16 protein-coding genes are annotated in these 18,057 nt (G+C 52.7%); 7 read left to right on the top strand and 9 right to left on the bottom strand.

Translation table 11 applies throughout. From position 1 onward, the window contains the following. Positions 1-343 precede the first annotated feature (343 nt). The 3 genes from ACO0K9_RS24310 to ACO0K9_RS24300 all read right to left on the bottom strand — a co-directional run bounded on the left by ACO0K9_RS24310 (position 344) and on the right by ACO0K9_RS24300 (position 3,350). Entirely contained in the window at positions 344-1,165 is an 822-nt protein-coding gene (locus ACO0K9_RS24310) for a DUF2087 domain-containing protein (RefSeq protein ID WP_422989279.1), read from the bottom strand. Positions 1,166-1,629: 464 nt separating this feature from the next. Next, complete coding sequence (locus tag ACO0K9_RS24305; RefSeq protein ID WP_422989277.1) at positions 1,630-2,493, bottom strand: lipid A biosynthesis acyltransferase; 864 nt, start codon at positions 2,491-2,493, stop codon at positions 1,630-1,632. Continuing rightward, on the bottom strand, positions 2,490-3,350 hold the full coding sequence (locus ACO0K9_RS24300; protein ID WP_422989275.1) for a lysophospholipid acyltransferase family protein: 861 nt from the start codon (positions 3,348-3,350) through the stop codon (positions 2,490-2,492). Before ACO0K9_RS24300 ends, ACO0K9_RS24305 begins: the two co-directional genes overlap by 4 nt. Positions 3,351-3,614: 264 nt before the next feature. Between ACO0K9_RS24300 and metK the strand changes: the two genes are divergently transcribed. Beyond that, positions 3,615-4,796: a methionine adenosyltransferase gene (gene metK, locus ACO0K9_RS24295; protein ID WP_422989273.1), complete on the top strand. Its 1,182-nt coding sequence runs from the start codon at positions 3,615-3,617 to the stop codon at positions 4,794-4,796. 56 nt (positions 4,797-4,852) lie between these two features. Continuing rightward, the gene (locus tag ACO0K9_RS24290) at positions 4,853-5,767 is read left to right on the top strand and encodes a M14 family zinc carboxypeptidase (RefSeq protein WP_422989271.1); all 915 of its coding nucleotides are present in this window, start codon (positions 4,853-4,855) and stop codon (positions 5,765-5,767) included. A gap of 139 nt (positions 5,768-5,906) precedes the next feature. Here the strand turns inward: ACO0K9_RS24290 and ACO0K9_RS24285 are convergent, their stop codons facing one another. The 3 genes from ACO0K9_RS24285 to ACO0K9_RS24275 form a co-directional block, all read right to left on the bottom strand. Beyond that, on the bottom strand, positions 5,907-6,410 hold the full coding sequence (locus tag ACO0K9_RS24285; RefSeq protein WP_422989269.1) for a hypothetical protein: 504 nt from the start codon (positions 6,408-6,410) through the stop codon (positions 5,907-5,909). 121 nt (positions 6,411-6,531) lie between these two features. Further along, positions 6,532-7,944: a hypothetical protein gene (locus ACO0K9_RS24280; protein ID WP_422989267.1), complete on the bottom strand. Its 1,413-nt coding sequence runs from the start codon at positions 7,942-7,944 to the stop codon at positions 6,532-6,534. A gap of 2 nt (positions 7,945-7,946) precedes the next feature. Continuing rightward, a complete protein-coding gene (locus ACO0K9_RS24275) occupies positions 7,947-9,245 on the bottom strand; it encodes an SPFH domain-containing protein (protein ID WP_422989265.1) in 1,299 nt (432 codons plus the stop codon). A 256-nt stretch (positions 9,246-9,501) separates the two neighbouring features. Between ACO0K9_RS24275 and ACO0K9_RS24270 the strand changes: the two genes are divergently transcribed. Together ACO0K9_RS24270 and ACO0K9_RS24265 are read left to right on the top strand one after the other, a co-directional pair. Beyond that, the gene (locus ACO0K9_RS24270) at positions 9,502-10,236 is read left to right on the top strand and encodes a response regulator transcription factor (protein ID WP_422989263.1); all 735 of its coding nucleotides are present in this window, start codon (positions 9,502-9,504) and stop codon (positions 10,234-10,236) included. A 1-nt stretch (position 10,237) separates the two neighbouring features. Then, positions 10,238-12,307 carry a sensor histidine kinase gene (locus ACO0K9_RS24265; RefSeq protein WP_422989261.1) on the top strand — a complete coding sequence of 690 codons (2,070 nt, stop codon included), beginning with the start codon at positions 10,238-10,240 and terminating at the stop codon, positions 12,305-12,307. A 120-nt stretch (positions 12,308-12,427) separates the two neighbouring features. On the opposite strand, the gene ACO0K9_RS24260 is transcribed toward ACO0K9_RS24265, so the two are convergent. The 3 genes from ACO0K9_RS24260 to ACO0K9_RS24250 all read right to left on the bottom strand — a co-directional run bounded on the left by ACO0K9_RS24260 (position 12,428) and on the right by ACO0K9_RS24250 (position 14,156). Then, positions 12,428-12,817, bottom strand: a complete 390-nt coding sequence (locus tag ACO0K9_RS24260; RefSeq protein WP_422989259.1) for a cupredoxin domain-containing protein — start codon at positions 12,815-12,817, stop codon at positions 12,428-12,430. Positions 12,818-12,819: 2 nt separating this feature from the next. Beyond that, positions 12,820-13,692 (bottom strand): metallophosphoesterase family protein, encoded by an 873-nt coding sequence (locus tag ACO0K9_RS24255; RefSeq protein ID WP_422989257.1) that lies wholly within the window; start codon positions 13,690-13,692, stop codon positions 12,820-12,822. A gap of 80 nt (positions 13,693-13,772) precedes the next feature. Further along, entirely contained in the window at positions 13,773-14,156 is a 384-nt protein-coding gene (locus tag ACO0K9_RS24250; RefSeq protein ID WP_422989255.1) for a c-type cytochrome, read from the bottom strand. 158 nt (positions 14,157-14,314) lie between these two features. On the opposite strand from ACO0K9_RS24250, the gene ACO0K9_RS24245 reads away from it, so the two are divergent. From ACO0K9_RS24245 to ACO0K9_RS24235, 3 genes are all read left to right on the top strand, one after another. Beyond that, a complete protein-coding gene (locus tag ACO0K9_RS24245; RefSeq protein WP_422989253.1) occupies positions 14,315-14,890 on the top strand; it encodes a sigma-70 family RNA polymerase sigma factor in 576 nt (191 codons plus the stop codon). Beyond that, positions 14,880-15,653, top strand: coding sequence for an anti-sigma factor family protein (locus tag ACO0K9_RS24240; RefSeq protein ID WP_422989251.1), 774 nt, complete (start codon positions 14,880-14,882; stop codon positions 15,651-15,653). Before ACO0K9_RS24245 ends, ACO0K9_RS24240 begins: the two co-directional genes overlap by 11 nt. Before the next feature lie 248 nt (positions 15,654-15,901). After that, complete coding sequence (locus ACO0K9_RS24235) at positions 15,902-18,013, top strand: prolyl oligopeptidase family serine peptidase (protein ID WP_422989249.1); 2,112 nt, start codon at positions 15,902-15,904, stop codon at positions 18,011-18,013. Positions 18,014-18,057: the final 44 nt, after the last annotated feature.

Genomic DNA, 18,057 nt, shown 5'->3' with positions numbered 1-18,057 from the left:
GAAACACGGAACTGGTCACTGGGGGACAGCGTCTATCTCAATCCAGAGAAGGCTCGTGTAGAAGAAAAGGCGTACATGAAGGCTGCTTAATTTAAATTGAGGCGACAACTACCTTGACACACACCGAAGCAAAAGAAAGTATCTCGGCCGCCGGGCCGAGACCCGGCTTGTGTCTACGGAGAGCAATCGCTTTACACACAACACAAGTATGCAACGAACGCCGCTGGATTCCTGCCTACGCAGGAATGACGTTAACTCAATTAACGTCAAATTGAAGGTTTAATAGCTAGGTAGGTATATCAAAACTGCGCATTTCATTTGCATGAAAATACAAGCATGCCAATCACACCCTCCAATACTCCCCCTCCGCCCTCTCCATCAACCCATTCATAATAAACTCCCGCCGCAAGGTCGCAAAATCCGAATGAAACTGCAGCAAAAACGTATTGATGTCAGCCTCCACATAGCGTCGTTCAAACTGCAATTGCTCCACCAGCCAGCGCAAGATCACCAGACGTTTTTTGCGTTGCTCAGGAATACTCACCAGACGGCCATTCTTGATGAACGACTTCATTACCCGCTCAACCTCAACTTCGGTTGACTGCAAGTCCAGCATGATTTGGGACGCATCCCAGTTGGCCTTGAAACGCTCGGTCCGGCTGGCTTGCAGACGTTGCTGTGCCAGGCTCAGCCAGCTCACGCTGCCATATCCCAAAACCAGATCACGCCCAATAGCATCCCAAAATTCTGGTGCAGCGCTGACACCCATCGCCTGCAAATAATCGCTGGTAACGACCAGATACTGACGCCGGTAAGGCAGCAAATAAGCCGCCTCAGTGGCACGTAATTGCTCCTGTGCTTCGGCATAGCTGGCATACCAGTGATTAAAGAACGAGGTGACTTCAGCACCATGCCAAAAGTCACCCATATCTTCACCAGCCTGTGCCTGGCCACCAAGGATGACACGCGCATGTTCCCAGTTCTGGAAACCGGCATCGGCCGCGGCCAGGTTCATGCAGTGCTTGAGTTGCCAGTTGTCGGGAATTTCCCAGTTGCGCTGCCGGCTTAAGATCAGGGCGCGTTTGCTGGCTGCGGTATTGCGCGTCTCCAGCAGTTTTTGCAATAACCGGGCGCGGGTTTTGATTTCAGTAGTAAGTGCGTTCATGCTGCAGCTCCACTAAAGGTGAGCTGTTGCGCGATGAACAAGGATGAGTAGTACGACGATAACATGATGAACTCCAGTTCGCTTATCGACGACCCGCTGACGTCAAACGAAACATGGCAATTATCACATTAATCTGGATGTGCATATCTAGAGGCTGTTACAAAATTAAGATGGCTAGGCGCCATCGCCGCAGACAGTACTTCAGTACGGCAAGGCGATGCAACAACGCCAGGTTAATTTTGTAACAGTCTCTGAGGGTGAGAGCCTCTTGTGCGGGCAGGCGCCCCTTAGCACCTGTGCCACAATTGTAGGCGCGCATCCAGACTTCGTCAACCGTGTCTCTCATATCGGCCAATATGCCGGAAGATGGAGGTGGAATTTGGCGAGGACAAGCGCCGCCTGGCGTTTCTGGATTGCTTACAGCAGGAATTTGAAGTGACGGCGCAGGCCGTCACAAGTCTTCATCAATAAAAACCAGGTTCGCCGGCAGGCCTGGTTTTAAAGCGCTTGTGTGCCCAGAAATATTCAGCGGGCGCTTTCAATATCTCTTGCTCAATGAAGGCGTTCATATAACGTGTGGCCGCCACCATATCGTCGCCCGGATAGTTTTGCCATGGCGCATGGAAAGTCACTTTCCAGCCCTGGTAATCCGGCAATATGGTGGCGATAACGGGAATGACCTTGGCACCAGTGGTCGCGGCTATCCTTGGCACCGCCGTCAGTGTCGCAGCAGGCACGCCAAAGAAAGACACGAATTCGGCATCCTTGGCACCAAAATCCATGTCCGGCAACATGAAGAAAGGCAGGCCTTCGCGCATGGCACGAATGATGGGCTTGACCCCTTCGGCACGCGAAAACAGTTTCACCGGACGAAAACGCGAGCGGCCCTTGCGCAGGGCGGCATCAAATACCTTGCTGCGTTGGCGGGTATAGATGGAACACAGGGAGGATTCCAGCATCACCGCCACGCCTGCCACATCCAGGCTGACAAAATGCGGGCACATCAGTATGGTCGGGCCAGCCGTTATCGCCGCCATGGGTACGGCGGGGTCGATCCGTATCAATCGCTTCAGGCGTGCTTCTGATGCCCACCAGAGTATGCCGCGCTCCAGCACGCTGCGCGCATAGACCTGGAAATGCCGTCTGGCCATCGCCACTCTTTCAGCTTCACTGAGATGCGGCAAGCAAAGGGACAGGTTTTTCAGGGTGATGTGGCGGCGTTTGCGTATCACGACAAACAGCATGCTGCCTACGGCCTCACCCAGACGACCTAATACCGGCAAAGGCAACCAGTGCAATAGCCACATCAAGACCAGCACAGCTCTCATGCCTGCCCCTGCCCGAAGCGCGATTCCGGGCCATCCACACCGTCTGGTTTTTTATAGCGGTTATAACTCCAGAAATACTGGGCTGGCGAACGGGCAATCAGTTTTTCCATGGCACGGTTGATCGCGCTTGCCTGGTCTACCGGGTCTGTACCGAGTTCTTCTTCAAATGGCACAAAACGGATCACGTAGCCACGTCCGAATGGCAGCCTTTCTGCATAAGTCAAAATGATGGGCGAGCCCGTCATGCCGTGCAGCTTGGCAGACAGGGTCATGGTATAGGCGCGTTTTTCAAAAAACTTGGCCCAGACACCTTCACCTTCTTGCGGTACCTGATCGGGCAGCAAGCCTATGGCCTCGCCCTTCTTAAGGGCCTTGGCCATGATGCGCACGCCGGACAGGTTGGCCGGTGCCAGCAACAAATTATCACGTGCCCGTGCACCCTCGATCAGCGGCTTGAGTGCAGCCTGGCGCGGAGGCCGATATAAGACCGTCAGGCGAGTACGCACGGCAATGCTTTGGGCAACAATCTCAAAACAGCCAAGATGCGGCGTCAGAAAAATCACCCCTTTTTTACCGTCCAGAGCAGTCTGTACCAGTTCCCAGTTCTCTATGCTGGCAGTCTTTAACACTCTGTCCGGCTTGGCGCACCAGATAAAGGGCAGTTCCAGGATATTCTTGCCAGCCTCGCGTATGGCCTCATGCAAATGCCCGGTAAAACCGGCCCTGGCGATATTTTCTTTCAGGCGACGACGATATGATCCTGATAACAAATATACCGCCCAGCCCAGTACAGCCCCGGCAAAATGCAAGACCGACAAGGGAAAAATGGAAAGAAGACGAAACAATGTGACAAGCATGACGCCGCTCAAATAACAGTTAAGTAACAGTTGAAAAAATAGGGGATATTCGACAGATAAAGCAGAACGAGCGTAAAATATCACACATTGGCTAGCTTTGACCTGCTTAACCGCAGGACAGCGCGTAGGACAGCGCATAAGAAGCAAGCCACCGCCGAGTTAACAGACAACTTGCGAGGCGGTTAATAAAATTCGCTAAAGCGTCGCAGGATCTCTTTCCGACTGCGGCAAAATCTTTACGGTCAATTTTTATAGGAGCCTGCGATGGCAAATGATTTTCTTTTTACTTCTGAATCAGTTTCCGAGGGACACCCGGACAAAGTCGCTGATCAGATTTCCGACGCAATCCTGGATGCAATTTTTGAGCAAGACCCCCGTTCCCGCGTTGCCGCCGAAACCCTGACCAACACTGGTCTGGTCGTGCTGGCCGGTGAAATCACCACCAATGCCCATGTCGATTACATCCAGGTGGCACGTGACACCATCAAGCGCATAGGTTATGACAATACCGAATACGGTATCGATTACAAGGGCTGCGCAGTCCTGGTTGCCTATGACAAACAATCCAACGACATCGCCCAGGGTGTTGACCAGGCATCTGACGACCATCTGAACACCGGTGCCGGTGACCAGGGTCTGATGTTTGGCTACGCCTGCGATGAAACGCCGGAACTGATGCCAGCGCCGATTTACTATGCCCACAGGCTGGTAGAGCGCCAGGCACAACTGCGCAAGGATGGGCGCCTGCCTTTCCTGCGTCCGGATGCAAAAAGCCAGGTCACCATGCGCTATGTTGATGGCAAGCCACACAGCATAGACACGGTCGTGCTGTCCACCCAGCATAGTCCCGATCAAAGCGAAACAGCAACCAAGATGAAGCAGTCTTTCATCGATGCCGTGATCGAAGAAATCATCAAACCGGTGTTGCCGAAAGAATGGCTGAAAGATACCAAGTTCCTCATCAACCCGACTGGCCGTTTTGTAATCGGCGGCCCGCAAGGCGACTGTGGTCTGACCGGCCGTAAAATCATTGTCGATACCTACGGCGGTGCCTGCCCGCATGGTGGCGGTGCTTTCTCAGGTAAAGATCCGACCAAGGTTGACCGTTCTGCAGCGTATGCGGCACGCTATGTTGCCAAGAACATCGTGGCGGCCGGCCTGGCCCGTCAATGCCAGATTCAGGTTGCGTACGCGATTGGCGTGGCACGCCCGATGAACGTCACGGTCTACACTGAAGGCACAGGCATTATCCCTGATGACCAGATCGCCGCGCTGGTGAATGAACATTTTGACTTGCGTCCAAAAGGTATCATCCAGATGCTGGACTTGCTACGTCCTATCTATTCCAAGACTGCAGCCTATGGCCACTTTGGTCGTGAAGAACCGGAATTCACCTGGGAACGTACCGACAAGTCAGCGATTTTGCGCGCTGCTGCAGGTTTGTAATTTATCGTCCATATTGTCGTAATGCGTCATTTGCAGCACTGGGAGTAGAAGCAAGAATGCCGGTAAGTTTTTTCAGAAGTAAGTTCACTGCATTTCGCTGCAAAAAACTCGGTGCTTTGTTTGCGATGGCTGGCCTGTTGTCCATGCCATCTGCAAACAGCCTGTCTGCCCCATCCCCTGCCAAACCCAAAGCTGTCACCGACTGGTGCACTCCACTGGTGGCACGCCTGCCCAAAGTCAGCCTGAACGACTGCAAGAACAGTAAGCTCAGCCCGACAGGCGCGCATTCACTCAATGGTTTTCCGGTATTGTTCCGGGATATCAAAGCCGATGCCAAACATCCGCAAGCCATACGCGTGCTGTTGCTGGGTGGCATACATGGTGATGAACAGACGGCTTCTTCCATTGTCTTTAAATGGATAGAGACCATGCAAAAAAACCCGCTGGAATTCAACTGGAAAATTGCCCCAGTGGTCAATCCCGACGGCTTGCTGGCTCCCAAGCCACGCCGTGTGAATGCCCGCGGCATAGACCTGAACCGCAACTTCCCTACCCCCAACTGGCAAAAAGAAGCGCCCAGTTACTGGGCTCGCGTCACCCGTAGCGACCCGCGCCGTTACCCGGGCAAGGCACCGATTTCCGAACCCGAAAGCCGCTGGGTCTATGAAACCATAGAAAAATACAAGCCCGATGTCATCATTTCGGTGCATGCACCTTTTGGTGTACTCGACTTTGACGGCCCCACAACACCGCCGAATCGCTTTGGCCGCCTCATCTACAACCGCGTCGGCGTCTATCCAGGCTCACTGGGCAATTACAGCGGCCTGCACAAAGATATCCCCGTGGTCACTATAGAATTACCCAACGCCACCCAGATGCCACCAGACACTGAAGTGCAGCGTATCTGGCAAGACATGCAAAACTGGATAAGGCAGAATGTGGCGGCACCATTGAAGACAGCCAACAATTAGGAATGCGTACTCATATTCTTCATCCCAAGTAGTTACGAATTATTTCATTCGCTATAAAAGCTTTCATTCATACTCTGGACATTGATCTGATGCCCGGGCATTCTTTTTAAAATCCAGTCCCACCATGTGTGTTTAAAAATCAGTCCCCTTGCTGCTGCCAAATCGCCTTGCCGGCCTTCAAATAAATCAAGGCGCTGGCGGAGCCTTCTTTCGCTACCACGATGCCATCGTTCTGCAGTCTGGCAGACTTGTCGTGATAGCTATGCGGCCGCGATCCCTTATCTTCGACATACCAAAGTTCCAGCCAGGAAAAATCATCACCGCCCTTGCCAACATTACCAATTGCATGCCCTGCGCCGACGATAACTGGCTTGGTTTTGCCATGAGACAAAAAGACGATACCCTCTTTTTTGCTCTTGCTGTCCTTGACCAATACCGCCAGATCTCCTTTGCCAGTACCCAAAAAATTGCCACGCCAGACAAAGGGATTGATACGGCTGTTCACCTCGAGTGACTCTTGCTGAGACAAGCCATCAAGCTGCTTGCTTGCCCAGTCAGGCAATTGCATCTTGGGCGTCACCTCCTGGGCAAAAGCGATGCTATTGATAAATAACAGAACGATGGACGCAGATTTGAAATTCATGGAAAACTCCTGGTAATGATATAAATGTGCTGGAAACGCTTGTTTTGCTTGTATTGCTGAGTGTGAACAGGACGTGGCTGACTTTGACTTGTTCACTGCCCCTGAACTCAGTGGACTCCTTTCACCTCAGACTGATCGTCTGTCTCTTCCACGCCGGGTCTTGCCACTTGTAGAACACACTCAAAGACCCCGGCTTGTCGGCACCGTTTTCGACTTGCAGGCTATCCATGCTGACGACTTCAAAACTTTTCTTGAATCTGCCTTCGACCTTGGCTTCACGTGCCACCAGCATCTTGTTGGTGCCGGGTACCCAACCGGCAAATTCGGCATAACCCAGGTCAGGATCACTGTTGGCCGGTGGCAGGATATCGATGATCCAGCCCTGGCTGGTCTGGTGGAACAGCCAGAGTTCACGCCAGTTTTCCATCGGTTGTACCGCCAGCGTCAATGCTGTGCTGTGCGCATTGGCACGCGCTGATGCCGCCCACACCACGCTATAGGTACAACGCTTTGCCAACGGGCTTTTAACATCATGTTTGGCATCCGTCAGCATGACGCAGGTTTCGCCTGGCTGGCCAGCAGCGGTGATGATGTTCAGGCCAGGCCTTGGGATGACTGCGGGCTCTGCGGCCCAGCGTGTTGTGCCTACCCGCACACCGGCTTCTGCATAGGCATACACATCTTCATCGGCAAATTCCTCCTTGTTGACGGCGGCCAGTTCGGTCAATGCACGGTTAGCGGCTTCTTCCACCTTTTCGCCTTTGCGTGCACGCTGGAAGGCGATGCTGGACCAGACGCTGGCCTTGCGCATGCGCACACGATTTTTCAGATACTCGGGCAGGCTGGTGGTGTTGACGCGGTCCAGCACATCGGCACGCCACTGGTCGAGGGCAAAACGTTCAGTCGGGCGCATGGTCGGGTCTATGCAATCCTGGCGTGTCAACGCCAGGGCGGCGCGGGCTTTTTGATCAGGCGTGGCATTCATGGCCAGCACGCGACGAAAGGCTTCACCGTCATAGCAAAGCTGCATGCGGCCTTCACGCTCGTAACCCTTGATGCTGATACCGTAATTGGCGACCACTTCCAGGTGCGCTGCGATGGTCGCTTCATTTTGCTTGGGCTGTTTGCTGGAAGCGCGCCTGGCCAGGCGTTCTGCCATGGTGCCAAGTGCATCAAAGGCTTCAGCACCGATAGCATTCGCTGGTGCCGCCTTCAGGTAAGCAGCGGTATAGCTGATACCCAGAGCTTCTGCCCCCGGGGTATCACGCAGAAAGCGAATAACGGCAAAGGCATCGGGTGCATCATCCGGCTGCATGGATACCAGGCGCACCTGCGATGCCTTGATATAACCGGCGCGTTCGCGTCTGTGGTCATACACTTGCAGGTAGTCGAGCTTCTCACCGCGAATTTCCAGGCTGTCGCCCTGCCACAGGATGGCCTGTTGTTGCGCGCCATCCTTAGGGGCGGCGCGCAATTGTGCCTGGTCCTGGGTAACGACGGCGAGTACGGCGACAGCAGCTAAAGTGGCAAACATGATTATTGGCTTTCCTTGTTGTCATTGATTGCTTCGGCTTCAGCCGCTACTTTTTGCTGCGTGGCACGACCATTCTTGCCAGCACCCAGCAAGGCCGAACCAATGAAGCCGCCATCAGCCGGTGGCGGGGCGATGATGACCGATATCTTGTCCGACAATTTGTCAGCCATGGTTTTTTGTATCAGCAAGGGGTGCTTGGTCAGCAAGGCACCGTCACGTTCCAGTTGTGAACTGGCGACCTTGCCGACCAGGTCTTGCCGGTAGGCTTCTGCATCAGCCAGCTTGCGACGAGAATCTGCTTCACCCTGGGCTTCGATGATGCGGGCCTGGGCCGTACCTTCCGAGGTCTTGATGCGCGAAACTTTTTCTGCCTCGGCTTCAAACTGGCGCTGCTCTATCTGCTTCTGTTTGAAGGGCAGGACATGCTTCATGGCTTCTTCCTGCGCCTTGGCAGCAATGATTTGCTCATTACCGGCAGCTTCGGCGGCTTTCTCGCGCCTGATCTTGTCGGCATCTGCCTCCAGCGCGGTTTGCTTGACCTGCTTGTCTTTCAATTCCAGGGTATAACGCATTTTTTCGCTTTCCAGTTCTTCCGCCAGCAGTTTTTCCATGCCACGCTTATAGTCGGCCGGCAAGTCCACCTTGCCCATCATGACGCTACGTAAAAGGATGCCGTCAGCGGCCAGTTTGGGTTTCAATTCGGCTTCTATCATTTGCTGGATTTCTGCCCGTTTGCTGGAAAAGATTTCCCTTACCGTATAGCGGGTAAATGCCTTGTAAATCACGCCCTGCACTGCCGGCTCGACGATTTCTGCATTGATGTTTTCCGGCAGGTTCTTGGACATGGTCGCCAGTTTGGCGGGGTCAAACGCATACCGTATGCTCAGGTCCACCCCCAGTGACAAACCTTCTACTGACTGGAAAGGTGCTTCGCCATCAGCACGGCTGCTGCGTGTAGGGCGGTACAATTGATCTTGCAGATTGAACAAACGCAGTTCATGCAGGCCAGGCACAACGATGACGGCACCGTCACGTACCTGTTCGGCACTGCCGGTCAGTTGATTGATGCGCACACCGACTTCACCACGCGGGATACGCTGCATCGGCGGGTGGGTACTAATGGCATACACGGCACCACCCACCAGGCTCAACACCACCAGCCGGTTGAAAGTGCTTTTGCTAAAAACGCCAGACCCCGCAGTAACCCTGGCCCCGGCTTTGAGTCCCGAAGCGCTTTTGCTGAAGACGGAAGACAGGGTGGATCGTACGGCTTGTACCAGGGATTTGATACGGTCAGACATGATAACTCTCCAATGATGGTGTTTTTCCAGGGTTCCTTGCAGTGGCGTTTGCCCTGCTTCCCTGATACGCATCATGCGCTGCCCTTCACGGAGCATACAATGCTGTGGCAGGGGCAGAAATATCACTGTTGCAAGCTATTTTTTCCCATCCGGGAGTAAGCCTTGCCGCGTGTGAAGAAAAACTCACAGCCGCTTTATGACTTTTGCCGAAAAACCGTGGATACTGCTGATATCGTATTAAATGCCGGAGTGTAACGTGGTAAAAGTAGCTGTCATCGAAGACGATCTGCCCACCAGCAATCAGTTAAAAAGCTGGATAGAAGCGGCAAAGCCCGGCATCCACATAGACCAGTGGTTCAGCCGCGACGATGCCGAAGCGGCGATTGCGCGCGAGAATTATGATCTGGTGGTGCTGGACATAGAACTGGGCCGCGAGCGCCATGCCGGCGTTGCCATCATCAATGCCATCAACAAGCAGCATGCGACGCCCGTGCTGGTGGTATCGGCCATGCCGGCGACTATTTACCGCAGCATCATGAAAGCGCTGGACGCCTGGGATTACCTGCAAAAGGCCACTTTTGAAGAAGCCGACTTCATAGAAACCTTCCTGGAAATCTTGCGCTCGGTAAAAGAACGCAAGCAGCATGGCAACCAGAATGCAGCCTACAAGGAAGCCGCAAAAACACCGGTCGCCGACCAGCTCAGCATGGATCCCTTGCGGCAGCGCACCCCCATCTGGCGCGGCCAGCGCATCAACCTGCCGCTGACAGCCCAGCGCATACTGGCGGCCCTGTTTGCCCGCCGTGGCCAGGTGGTATCGTATGAAGACTTGTATGAAGTCGTCAAGAGCGGGCGCAACCGCGACAATATCCGCAAGCATGTCTCTACCATACGCGATGCCTTCCGCGAAATTGATGCGGATTTTGAATGCATAGAAAACGTTCCCATGCGTGGTTTCAGATGGGTAGATGACGACGCAGGCAGAAACTGAGATGAGCAAGTTCTTGCTGGCGACTTACCGGCTGCGGATTTTATTTCGTGGCGTCTTCCTGTTGCTGGCGCTGGCAACTGTGGGCTTGGCACTATCGGTACTACAGCAGGAAAAACAGCTCAGCTACAATAATTACCAAAGCAATTTCAATAAAACCCGTTTGCAGATTTCGGCCACCCTGCGTCATCCTGCCGGGCAACTGGCTTTACTCAATCCACCGGCAGACAAGCAGCCGGCCTCTTTACGGCCCTTGTTGCTGCCGTATTCCGCGATTGATTTTGATGACCAGAACAAGGTACAGCAAGCCATCGCCATGTCGGGTTGCCTGGTGCAATATGGCAATAACGGGGCGCTTTGCAGCGGCATAGGCAATAACCCCTGGGCCGGTGGCTTCATCTATGTGGCAGGCAATTTCAATAGCACACAACTGGTCTCGCACAAGCGTGGCAATGACAGCCTGTCACAGGCACACAGGCTAAAAGTCAGCGTCAGCCTGCGTGGCCAAACCTATCGCTGGATCGCACCTTTCGAGGAAGAAGTCGCGCCAGCCCGGCAAAACCAGGGCGTGCGTGGGCGCTGGACAGGTTTCAATGAAAGCGAAGCAAATAAACCAAATGCGCGCCCCGTCAGAGATTTTCGTGGCTGGGCCTGGCAACAGGCAATCTGCAACCAGGCTGATCAGGACGACAAGGACGCCAACTGCCAAAAGAATACTTTCTTCTCATTGCGCCTGCCCATACCCGTCTTGCAAGAAGCCCTGTTTGAAAAGAAACGCCCGGTCTGGCCACCGCAAGACCTGGACAAGATGGAAGTCAGCCTGGCGGTACTGCCACCCGACTCTGACACCGCCCTGCTCGACAGCAAGAATGCGCCAACGGCCACGCCGTTTTCACTCAGGGATTTGCAAGGCAATCTGTTGCCTGGCGAAACCCTGCGCATACGCAAGCGCGATGTGCAGGACAGTAAGGATGACCTGGTGAACCTGACCGGTGCGGTTGAACAAAGCGATGAATCATGGAACATCATCACCCGCCTGATACGTCGCCTGCCGGTAGATGAATACGATATCCCGCTGGAAAGCCGCGAAACCATCAATACCCCGCTAGCGAATTATGAAGTCTTGCTGAAGGGCGACGTACGCAGCGTCAGCAAAAGCCTGAGCGTGGTCGCCAGCCGCGTATCCTGGTTTGTCGGTGCCATGTTGCTGGCGCTGACGCTGGCCTGGCTATTGATCGAAATCAGTATCATACGACGCATTACCTTGCTCACCAAACGCGCAGTATCACTGTCGAAAACCATGAAGGGTGCGGGCGAGCTGGAACAATTCGATATCAGCGATTTGCGTAGCCCGGATGAACTGGGGGTACTCGCCAGTTGCCTGCACGATTTGCTGCGGCGGGTGAAGGAAGATGTAGAACGCGAAACCATACGCACGGAACAGGAAAAAGAAATGTGGCATGCTGTTGGCCATGAAATCATGTCGCCTTTACAGTCTCTGATGGTTTTGCATGGCAGCCCGGATGACCAAAGCAACCGCTACATCAGCCGCATGCAGCAAGCCATACGCATACTGTATGGCAGTGCTTCACCCAGCGAAGCATTTCAATCCACCGTCTTGCAGGTCAGTGAAATCGACATCACGCTCTTCCTGAAAAATGTCGCCAGCAATGCGCCACTGGTAGGCATACCCAATGTGGCCTACCAGGGTACTGATGATGCCATCATGGTCAAGGCAGACGAGTATTCACTTGAAGATGTCGTCACCCATGTCTTGCGCAATGCAGAACGTTATCGCCAGACCGACACAACGATCAGCATCAAACTGCAAATCAGTGAAACCGCTGCCACTATCACCATACACAATAACGGCCCACACATCGCCGACGATTTGATCGACAAGATTTTTGAATACGGCGTATCAGACCAGCAGGATTCAGGCGCCAACGGCAACCGCGGCCAGGGCCTGTTTGTCGCCAAAACCTATATGGCAAAAATGGGCGGCACCATCAACGTACAGAATGTCGCTGATGGCGTAAACTTCATACTCAGTCTGCAAAGAGGCAATTGTTAATGACTGCGCAAAATCAAACCCGCCCGACACCCGGCCAGATGCAGGCGTTCAAATTTGGAACATCGTTTTTTTGGCCGATGACGAGCTACAGTATCGCAAAAAAACAAGACTAACTTTACGTTAGTCCTGGAATTTTACGATGAGCTTCCCGCTCATACCTTCGTGCCCTTCGCCACAAAAATTATCGCATAAGAAGTCATACTCGCCAGGCTTGTCTGGCTTCAGTTCAACGTTGATGATTTTGCCTGGCATCAGGTCCATGCGAAGATTAAAATCAGGCATGTTGAAACCGTGCGGAAAGTCCAGCGCACTCAATGCCAGCACAATAATTTCCCCCGGTGTGGCTTCAATGCGATTGGGTACGAAAGAAAATTTTTGTACCTTGACTGGAATAACGCGTTTTTTGACATTTCCCTGTGCCTGGGCTATTTGACTCAGGGTCATGCTGGTAATCGCACCGATAACCGTTAGCGACATACCCGTACAAAAAAAACGTCTTGATGTATTCATCGTCATGCCTTTATCACCGGAAATTCAGTCACACTGGCGACCTTGCCTTCTACGTCAACTTCCCTGAACCCCAACCCTTGGAAAGGTGCTTCCGGTTTCCATGGCAAAGGAGTGCGCTTGTCTTGTGAACCAGGGGCAGGCAGCGGGAATATCAGGGATTTGGCAGCATGATGCGGAATATGGCCAGTCATGTGATGGTGCTCTTGATGAATGTGGCCATAAAACACGGTGATATTGGTATAGGGCATTAACAGGCTGACTGCCTGCGCACCGTCGCGGGTGGCCCAATCCCATTTGGGTACCAGATCAAATAAAGGCCTGTGAGTAAATAGCACGACAGGAGCGTCTTTTGCCTGTCCGGCCAGATCTGCCTCCAGCCAGGCCAGTTGTTTTTCGCCTATGCGAGCTCCCGCGTCAGACACATTATCAAGGGCAATGAAATGCACGCCCTTATGATCAAAGGAATAGCTGGTCGCACCAAAGTATTCTTTGAAGGCAGCACCAGAATCAAGTGAGGCATCGTGTTCACCAGGGATGAAACGGATGTTCCTGACCTTCAAGCCAGCAATGATTTCTTTAAATTCTGCCATGCGCCTGCGGCGTTCAACCGGGTCATCTGTTGTATGTGTCAAATCGCCGGTAAAAATAATGAAGTCAGGTTGATGTGGCAAGGCATTGACACTTTCTATCGCCTTGCGCAAGGTGTTCTTCGCTTCCGGATTGGCATCGCCGGTATAGCCCCAGTGTATGTCCGACAATTGCACAAAATAAAAATCTGCTTCTGTATTTGCCTGTACAGAAGCATGCAAACCCGACATGAATACTGCGCCACCACCGACGGCACCAAGTTTCAAGAAACTTCTACGATCTATCATGATATTTCCTTTACTGAAAAGGGCAGTGCGTCTTGATCGGGATGAAAAAGAAGAACAATGCCAGAGGGGATAAACGAGGATTAGTGATCAGCTTTCATGGTCTTTAAATAGGCAATCAGGTCTGCACGCTCGTGGGCAGAAGGGATGGACAGACCCATTTTTTGACCTGGCACCAACTTTTCGGGATTGCGCAGCCATGCGTCAAGCAACTTCTCATTCCAGACAATGTCTGATTTGTTAAGCGCGGCCGAATAGGTATAAGCTTCAGCGCTACCAGCTTTGCGTCCAACAACACCAAGATGCGCTGGGCCAACGCCGTTGTATTGAATCGAATGACAAGCAGCACATTTCGCCTGGTATAGCAACTGTCCGACGCTGGCATCACCTGCCGCGTGTGCGGTGTGCGCTGCAAGCGCCCCGGCCAAACTCACTGCCAGTATTAGTAAATATGTTCGACTATTCATCTCATAAGCCTTATGCTTGTTGCGAAAATCCTCACACAGGCAAATACTCGTAAGAACAGGGATTTATTCCCAAAATCTGATATTTTTTTGTAGGAATTTTATTTTTTAGCGGGAATAAATCTGGCTGATATTGAGTCTTCATAGCAAGGATCAATAAAATGGGTGTTTTTTTGAGAGAAGACCGTGCTGCCAAAGAATTTGAAACCCTCGTCCTGGCGCATCTGGACTCGGCATACAATCTGGCGCGCTGGCTGACGCGCAATGACCATGATGCGGAAGATCTGGTGCAGAACGCTTATCTGCGGGCTTTCCGTTTCCGTGACAGTTATCGGGGTGGCGACGCCAGAGTCTGGCTCATGACCATAGTCCGCAATACCTATTACACCAGTTTGCGTGACGGCAAGGCGATGAGCGCAGACATTGGCTTTGATGAAGAGATACATGGCGATGCCGAAGCCGCCAATGAAGACTCTGCCTATGCCTTCAACAAAGACCCTGCGCAGGCACTGGAAAATCGCGACCAGCGCGACATCGTCAATCGCGCCCTGGGAAAACTGCCACAAGTGTTCAGGGAAGTGCTGGTATTGAAAGAGATGGATGATTTTTCCTATAAAGAAATCGCCGATGTCGCTGGTATCCCTATAGGAACAGTCATGTCGAGACTGGCAAGAGCCAGGAAATTGTTACTGGGATTTTTAAGGACTGAACAGCAGGGAGATGGACATGGAATGTAATCAGGCCAGGCAGTTGATGTCTGCCTATCTCGATCAGGAACTGGATGCCGGGCCAGCCCTTGGCATGGGTGAACACCTGGCGAGCTGTGAGGCATGTCGCACCGCACTGACGCATGCAGAAGAACTGAGCGCAAGTGTCAAGCAGTATGCCACCTACCATACCGCCCCTGCAAAACTGCGCGCACGCATCGTGGCTGATTTAGCGCACCAGCGTCCTTCCCGCTTCCGTACCTGGTCCTGGGCCTGGATTAACCTGGGTTTAAGTGGTGTAAGCACGGCGGCATTTGCCGTCACCCTTGTGCTCTATTTAAACCAGCCGTCGGCAACGCAAATTTTTAATGACGAAGTACTTGCCAGTCATTTCCGCTCGCTGGCACCGGGGCATCTGCTTGATGTCGTCTCTTCCGACCACCATACAGTCAAGCCCTGGTATGCAGGCAAGCTCGATTTCTCACCTCCCGTGGTGGACCTGACAGCGCAAGGCTATCCTTTGCTGGGGGGCAGGCTGGATTATCTGGCGGGCAGGCAGGTCGCAGCCATGGCTTACCAGCATGGCAAGCATATCGTGAATCTGTATGTCTATCCCGATAGTACCGATACTACCGCTACCAGCAAAACCCCGGTTACGCTAACCACAGGCTCAAGCCGAGGGTACCAGCTCATGCATTGGAGCGTAGCTGGCGTACATTACGTAGCGGTATCAGACATGAATAGCACAGAGATGACGCAGTTTGCCAATCACATCAAAGCATCCCTTGAATAGTGACGAATGGTGACGAATAGTGACGCACTGGTCGCTCACTACAAAATAGTCAAAATTACACCAAGCTGATGTGAGCGGCAGTTTTTTCATCAAAAGCAAAACTTAGTTTTGCATTGTGATAAAAATCACATCGCACTATCGGAATATCCCGAATTAAAATGCCTGATCAAGGCAGGACAAAGAAACAGGATAGAGGTACCTGGTCAATCCAGGCGAATACTCCTGCCTGGCCAACAACAGGGAAAACAATGAAACCACAAATGAAACTGATCGCTGCGCTATGCATGGCAGGTGCAAGCAGTCTGGCGCTGGCCCAGGCTGAAGACAAATTCCAGTGGCTGGAAGATGTTCTGGGTGAAAAACCCCTGATCTGGGTCAAGGATCAGAACAAGCTGACGCGCAGCAAGCTCGACAACGATGCCGGTTTCAACAAACTCAGGGCCGACTTGCAAGTCGTGCTGGATTCCAAAGACCGCATTCCGGCCATACGTAAAATGGGGGACGCCGTCTACAATTTCTGGATGGATGCAGAACACCCGCGCGGTGTCTGGCGTAAAACCAGTCTGGAAGAATACAAAAAAGCCCTCCCGAAATGGGAAGTGGTGCTGGATGTCGATGCCCTGGCCAAAACAGAAAACGAAAACTGGGTCTTCAAGAACAGCCTGTGCCGCGAACCCGTCTATGACCGCTGCCTGATCGAATTGTCGCGCGGCGGTGCTGATGCGGTTGTCACGCGTGAATTCGACCTCGCCAGCAAATCCTTTGTCAAAGATGGCTTCAGCCTGCCAGAGGCAAAAATGAACCTGGACTGGGTCGATAAAGATACCCTGTTTGTTGCCACGGATTTTGGCACAGGCACACTGACTGATTCCGGCTATGCACGCGTGGTCAAGGAATGGAAGCGCGGTACAGAATTATCAACCGCCAGGACCTTGTTCGAAGGCCAGAAAAATGACATGTCCGTAGCAGCCAATTCCAGCGAACATAAAGGTGTACACAGAGAACTGGTCAGTCGCCAGATCACTTTTTACACATCAGAACAATATCTGAAAGATGGCGAGAAGCTGATCAAGCTGGATATACCGGCCAAGAGTAATCTGTATTTTTTTGATAAACAAGCCGTCATCACACCACGTGAAGCATGGACTGTGGGTGGCAAGACGTATGCATCCGGCAGTGTGCTGGCCATCGACTTTGAGGCCTTCATGAAAGGCAATCGCGCATTCACAGTCTTGTTTGAACCCAGCGATACCACATCTTATACCGGTGCCACCATCACCCGTAATTACCTGCTGCTGCAAAGCCTGGACAACGTCAAGAGTAACCTGAAGGAATGGAAATTCGATAGCGGTAAATGGTCTGCACGCCAGGTCACATTACCGACCCTGGGTACGGTCGGTGTCGAGGGTATCGACGCAGAAAATTCCGATGATTACCTGCTCAGTTATTCTGACTACCTGACCCCCAGTGTGTACATGCTGGCCCACGCAGGTAATGACAAGCGCGAATTACTCAAATCTGCCCCCAGTTTCTTCGATGCGTCGGCCTATGAAACTGTGCAAAAATTTGCGACATCCAAAGATGGCACCAAAGTTCCTTACTTCATCATACGCAACAAAAATATCAAATACGACAGCAACAATCCTACCCTGTTGTATGGCTATGGTGGTTTCCAGATTTCCATGACACCCTTGTATTCCGGCGGCCTGGGTAAAAGCTGGCTGGAAAAAGGTGGCGTATACGTGGTTGCGAATATCCGTGGCGGTGGCGAATTCGGCCCGCGCTGGCATCAACTGGCCCTGAAAGAAAACCGTCAGCGTGCCTATGATGATTTTGCAGCCGTTGCAAAAGACCTCATCGCCAGCAAGATCACCAGCCCCAAACATCTGGGTGCCAGAGGTGGCAGTAATGGCGGCCTGCTGGCAGGTGTCGCCCTGACCCAGCACCCTGAGTTGTTTAATGCCGTCGTCAGCCAGGTACCTTTGCTGGATATGCGCCGCTTCAATCAGTTGCTGGCCGGTGCTTCCTGGATGGGTGAATATGGCAACCCGGATGTGCCTGCGGAATGGGATTACATCTCCAAATATTCACCGTACCAGAACGTCAAGGCAGGCGTGACCTATCCGAATGTACTGTTCATCACCTCTACCCGCGATGACCGTGTCCACCCTGGTCATGCGCGCAAAATGGCAGCCAAGATGATGGATCAGGGCCACAAGAACGTCTGGTACTACGAAAACATAGAAGGCGGCCATGGTGGCGCGGCAAATAATGCTCAACGTGCCGATATGGATGCGATTATCTATACCTTCTTGTGGGATATGCTCAAGCGTGACAACCTGGCCAATCAGGTGCATTAATCAAGCCAGGGCTGCGGCCAGCAAAGGCAGCAGTTTGAAATCGG

It is taken from the genome of Undibacterium sp. Ji50W, assembly GCF_049340445.1.
Lineage (GTDB): Bacteria > Pseudomonadota > Gammaproteobacteria > Burkholderiales > Burkholderiaceae_D > Undibacterium.
The sequence above is the reverse complement of the archived record's forward strand: the minus strand, read 5'-3'. Positions and strand labels throughout refer to the sequence as shown.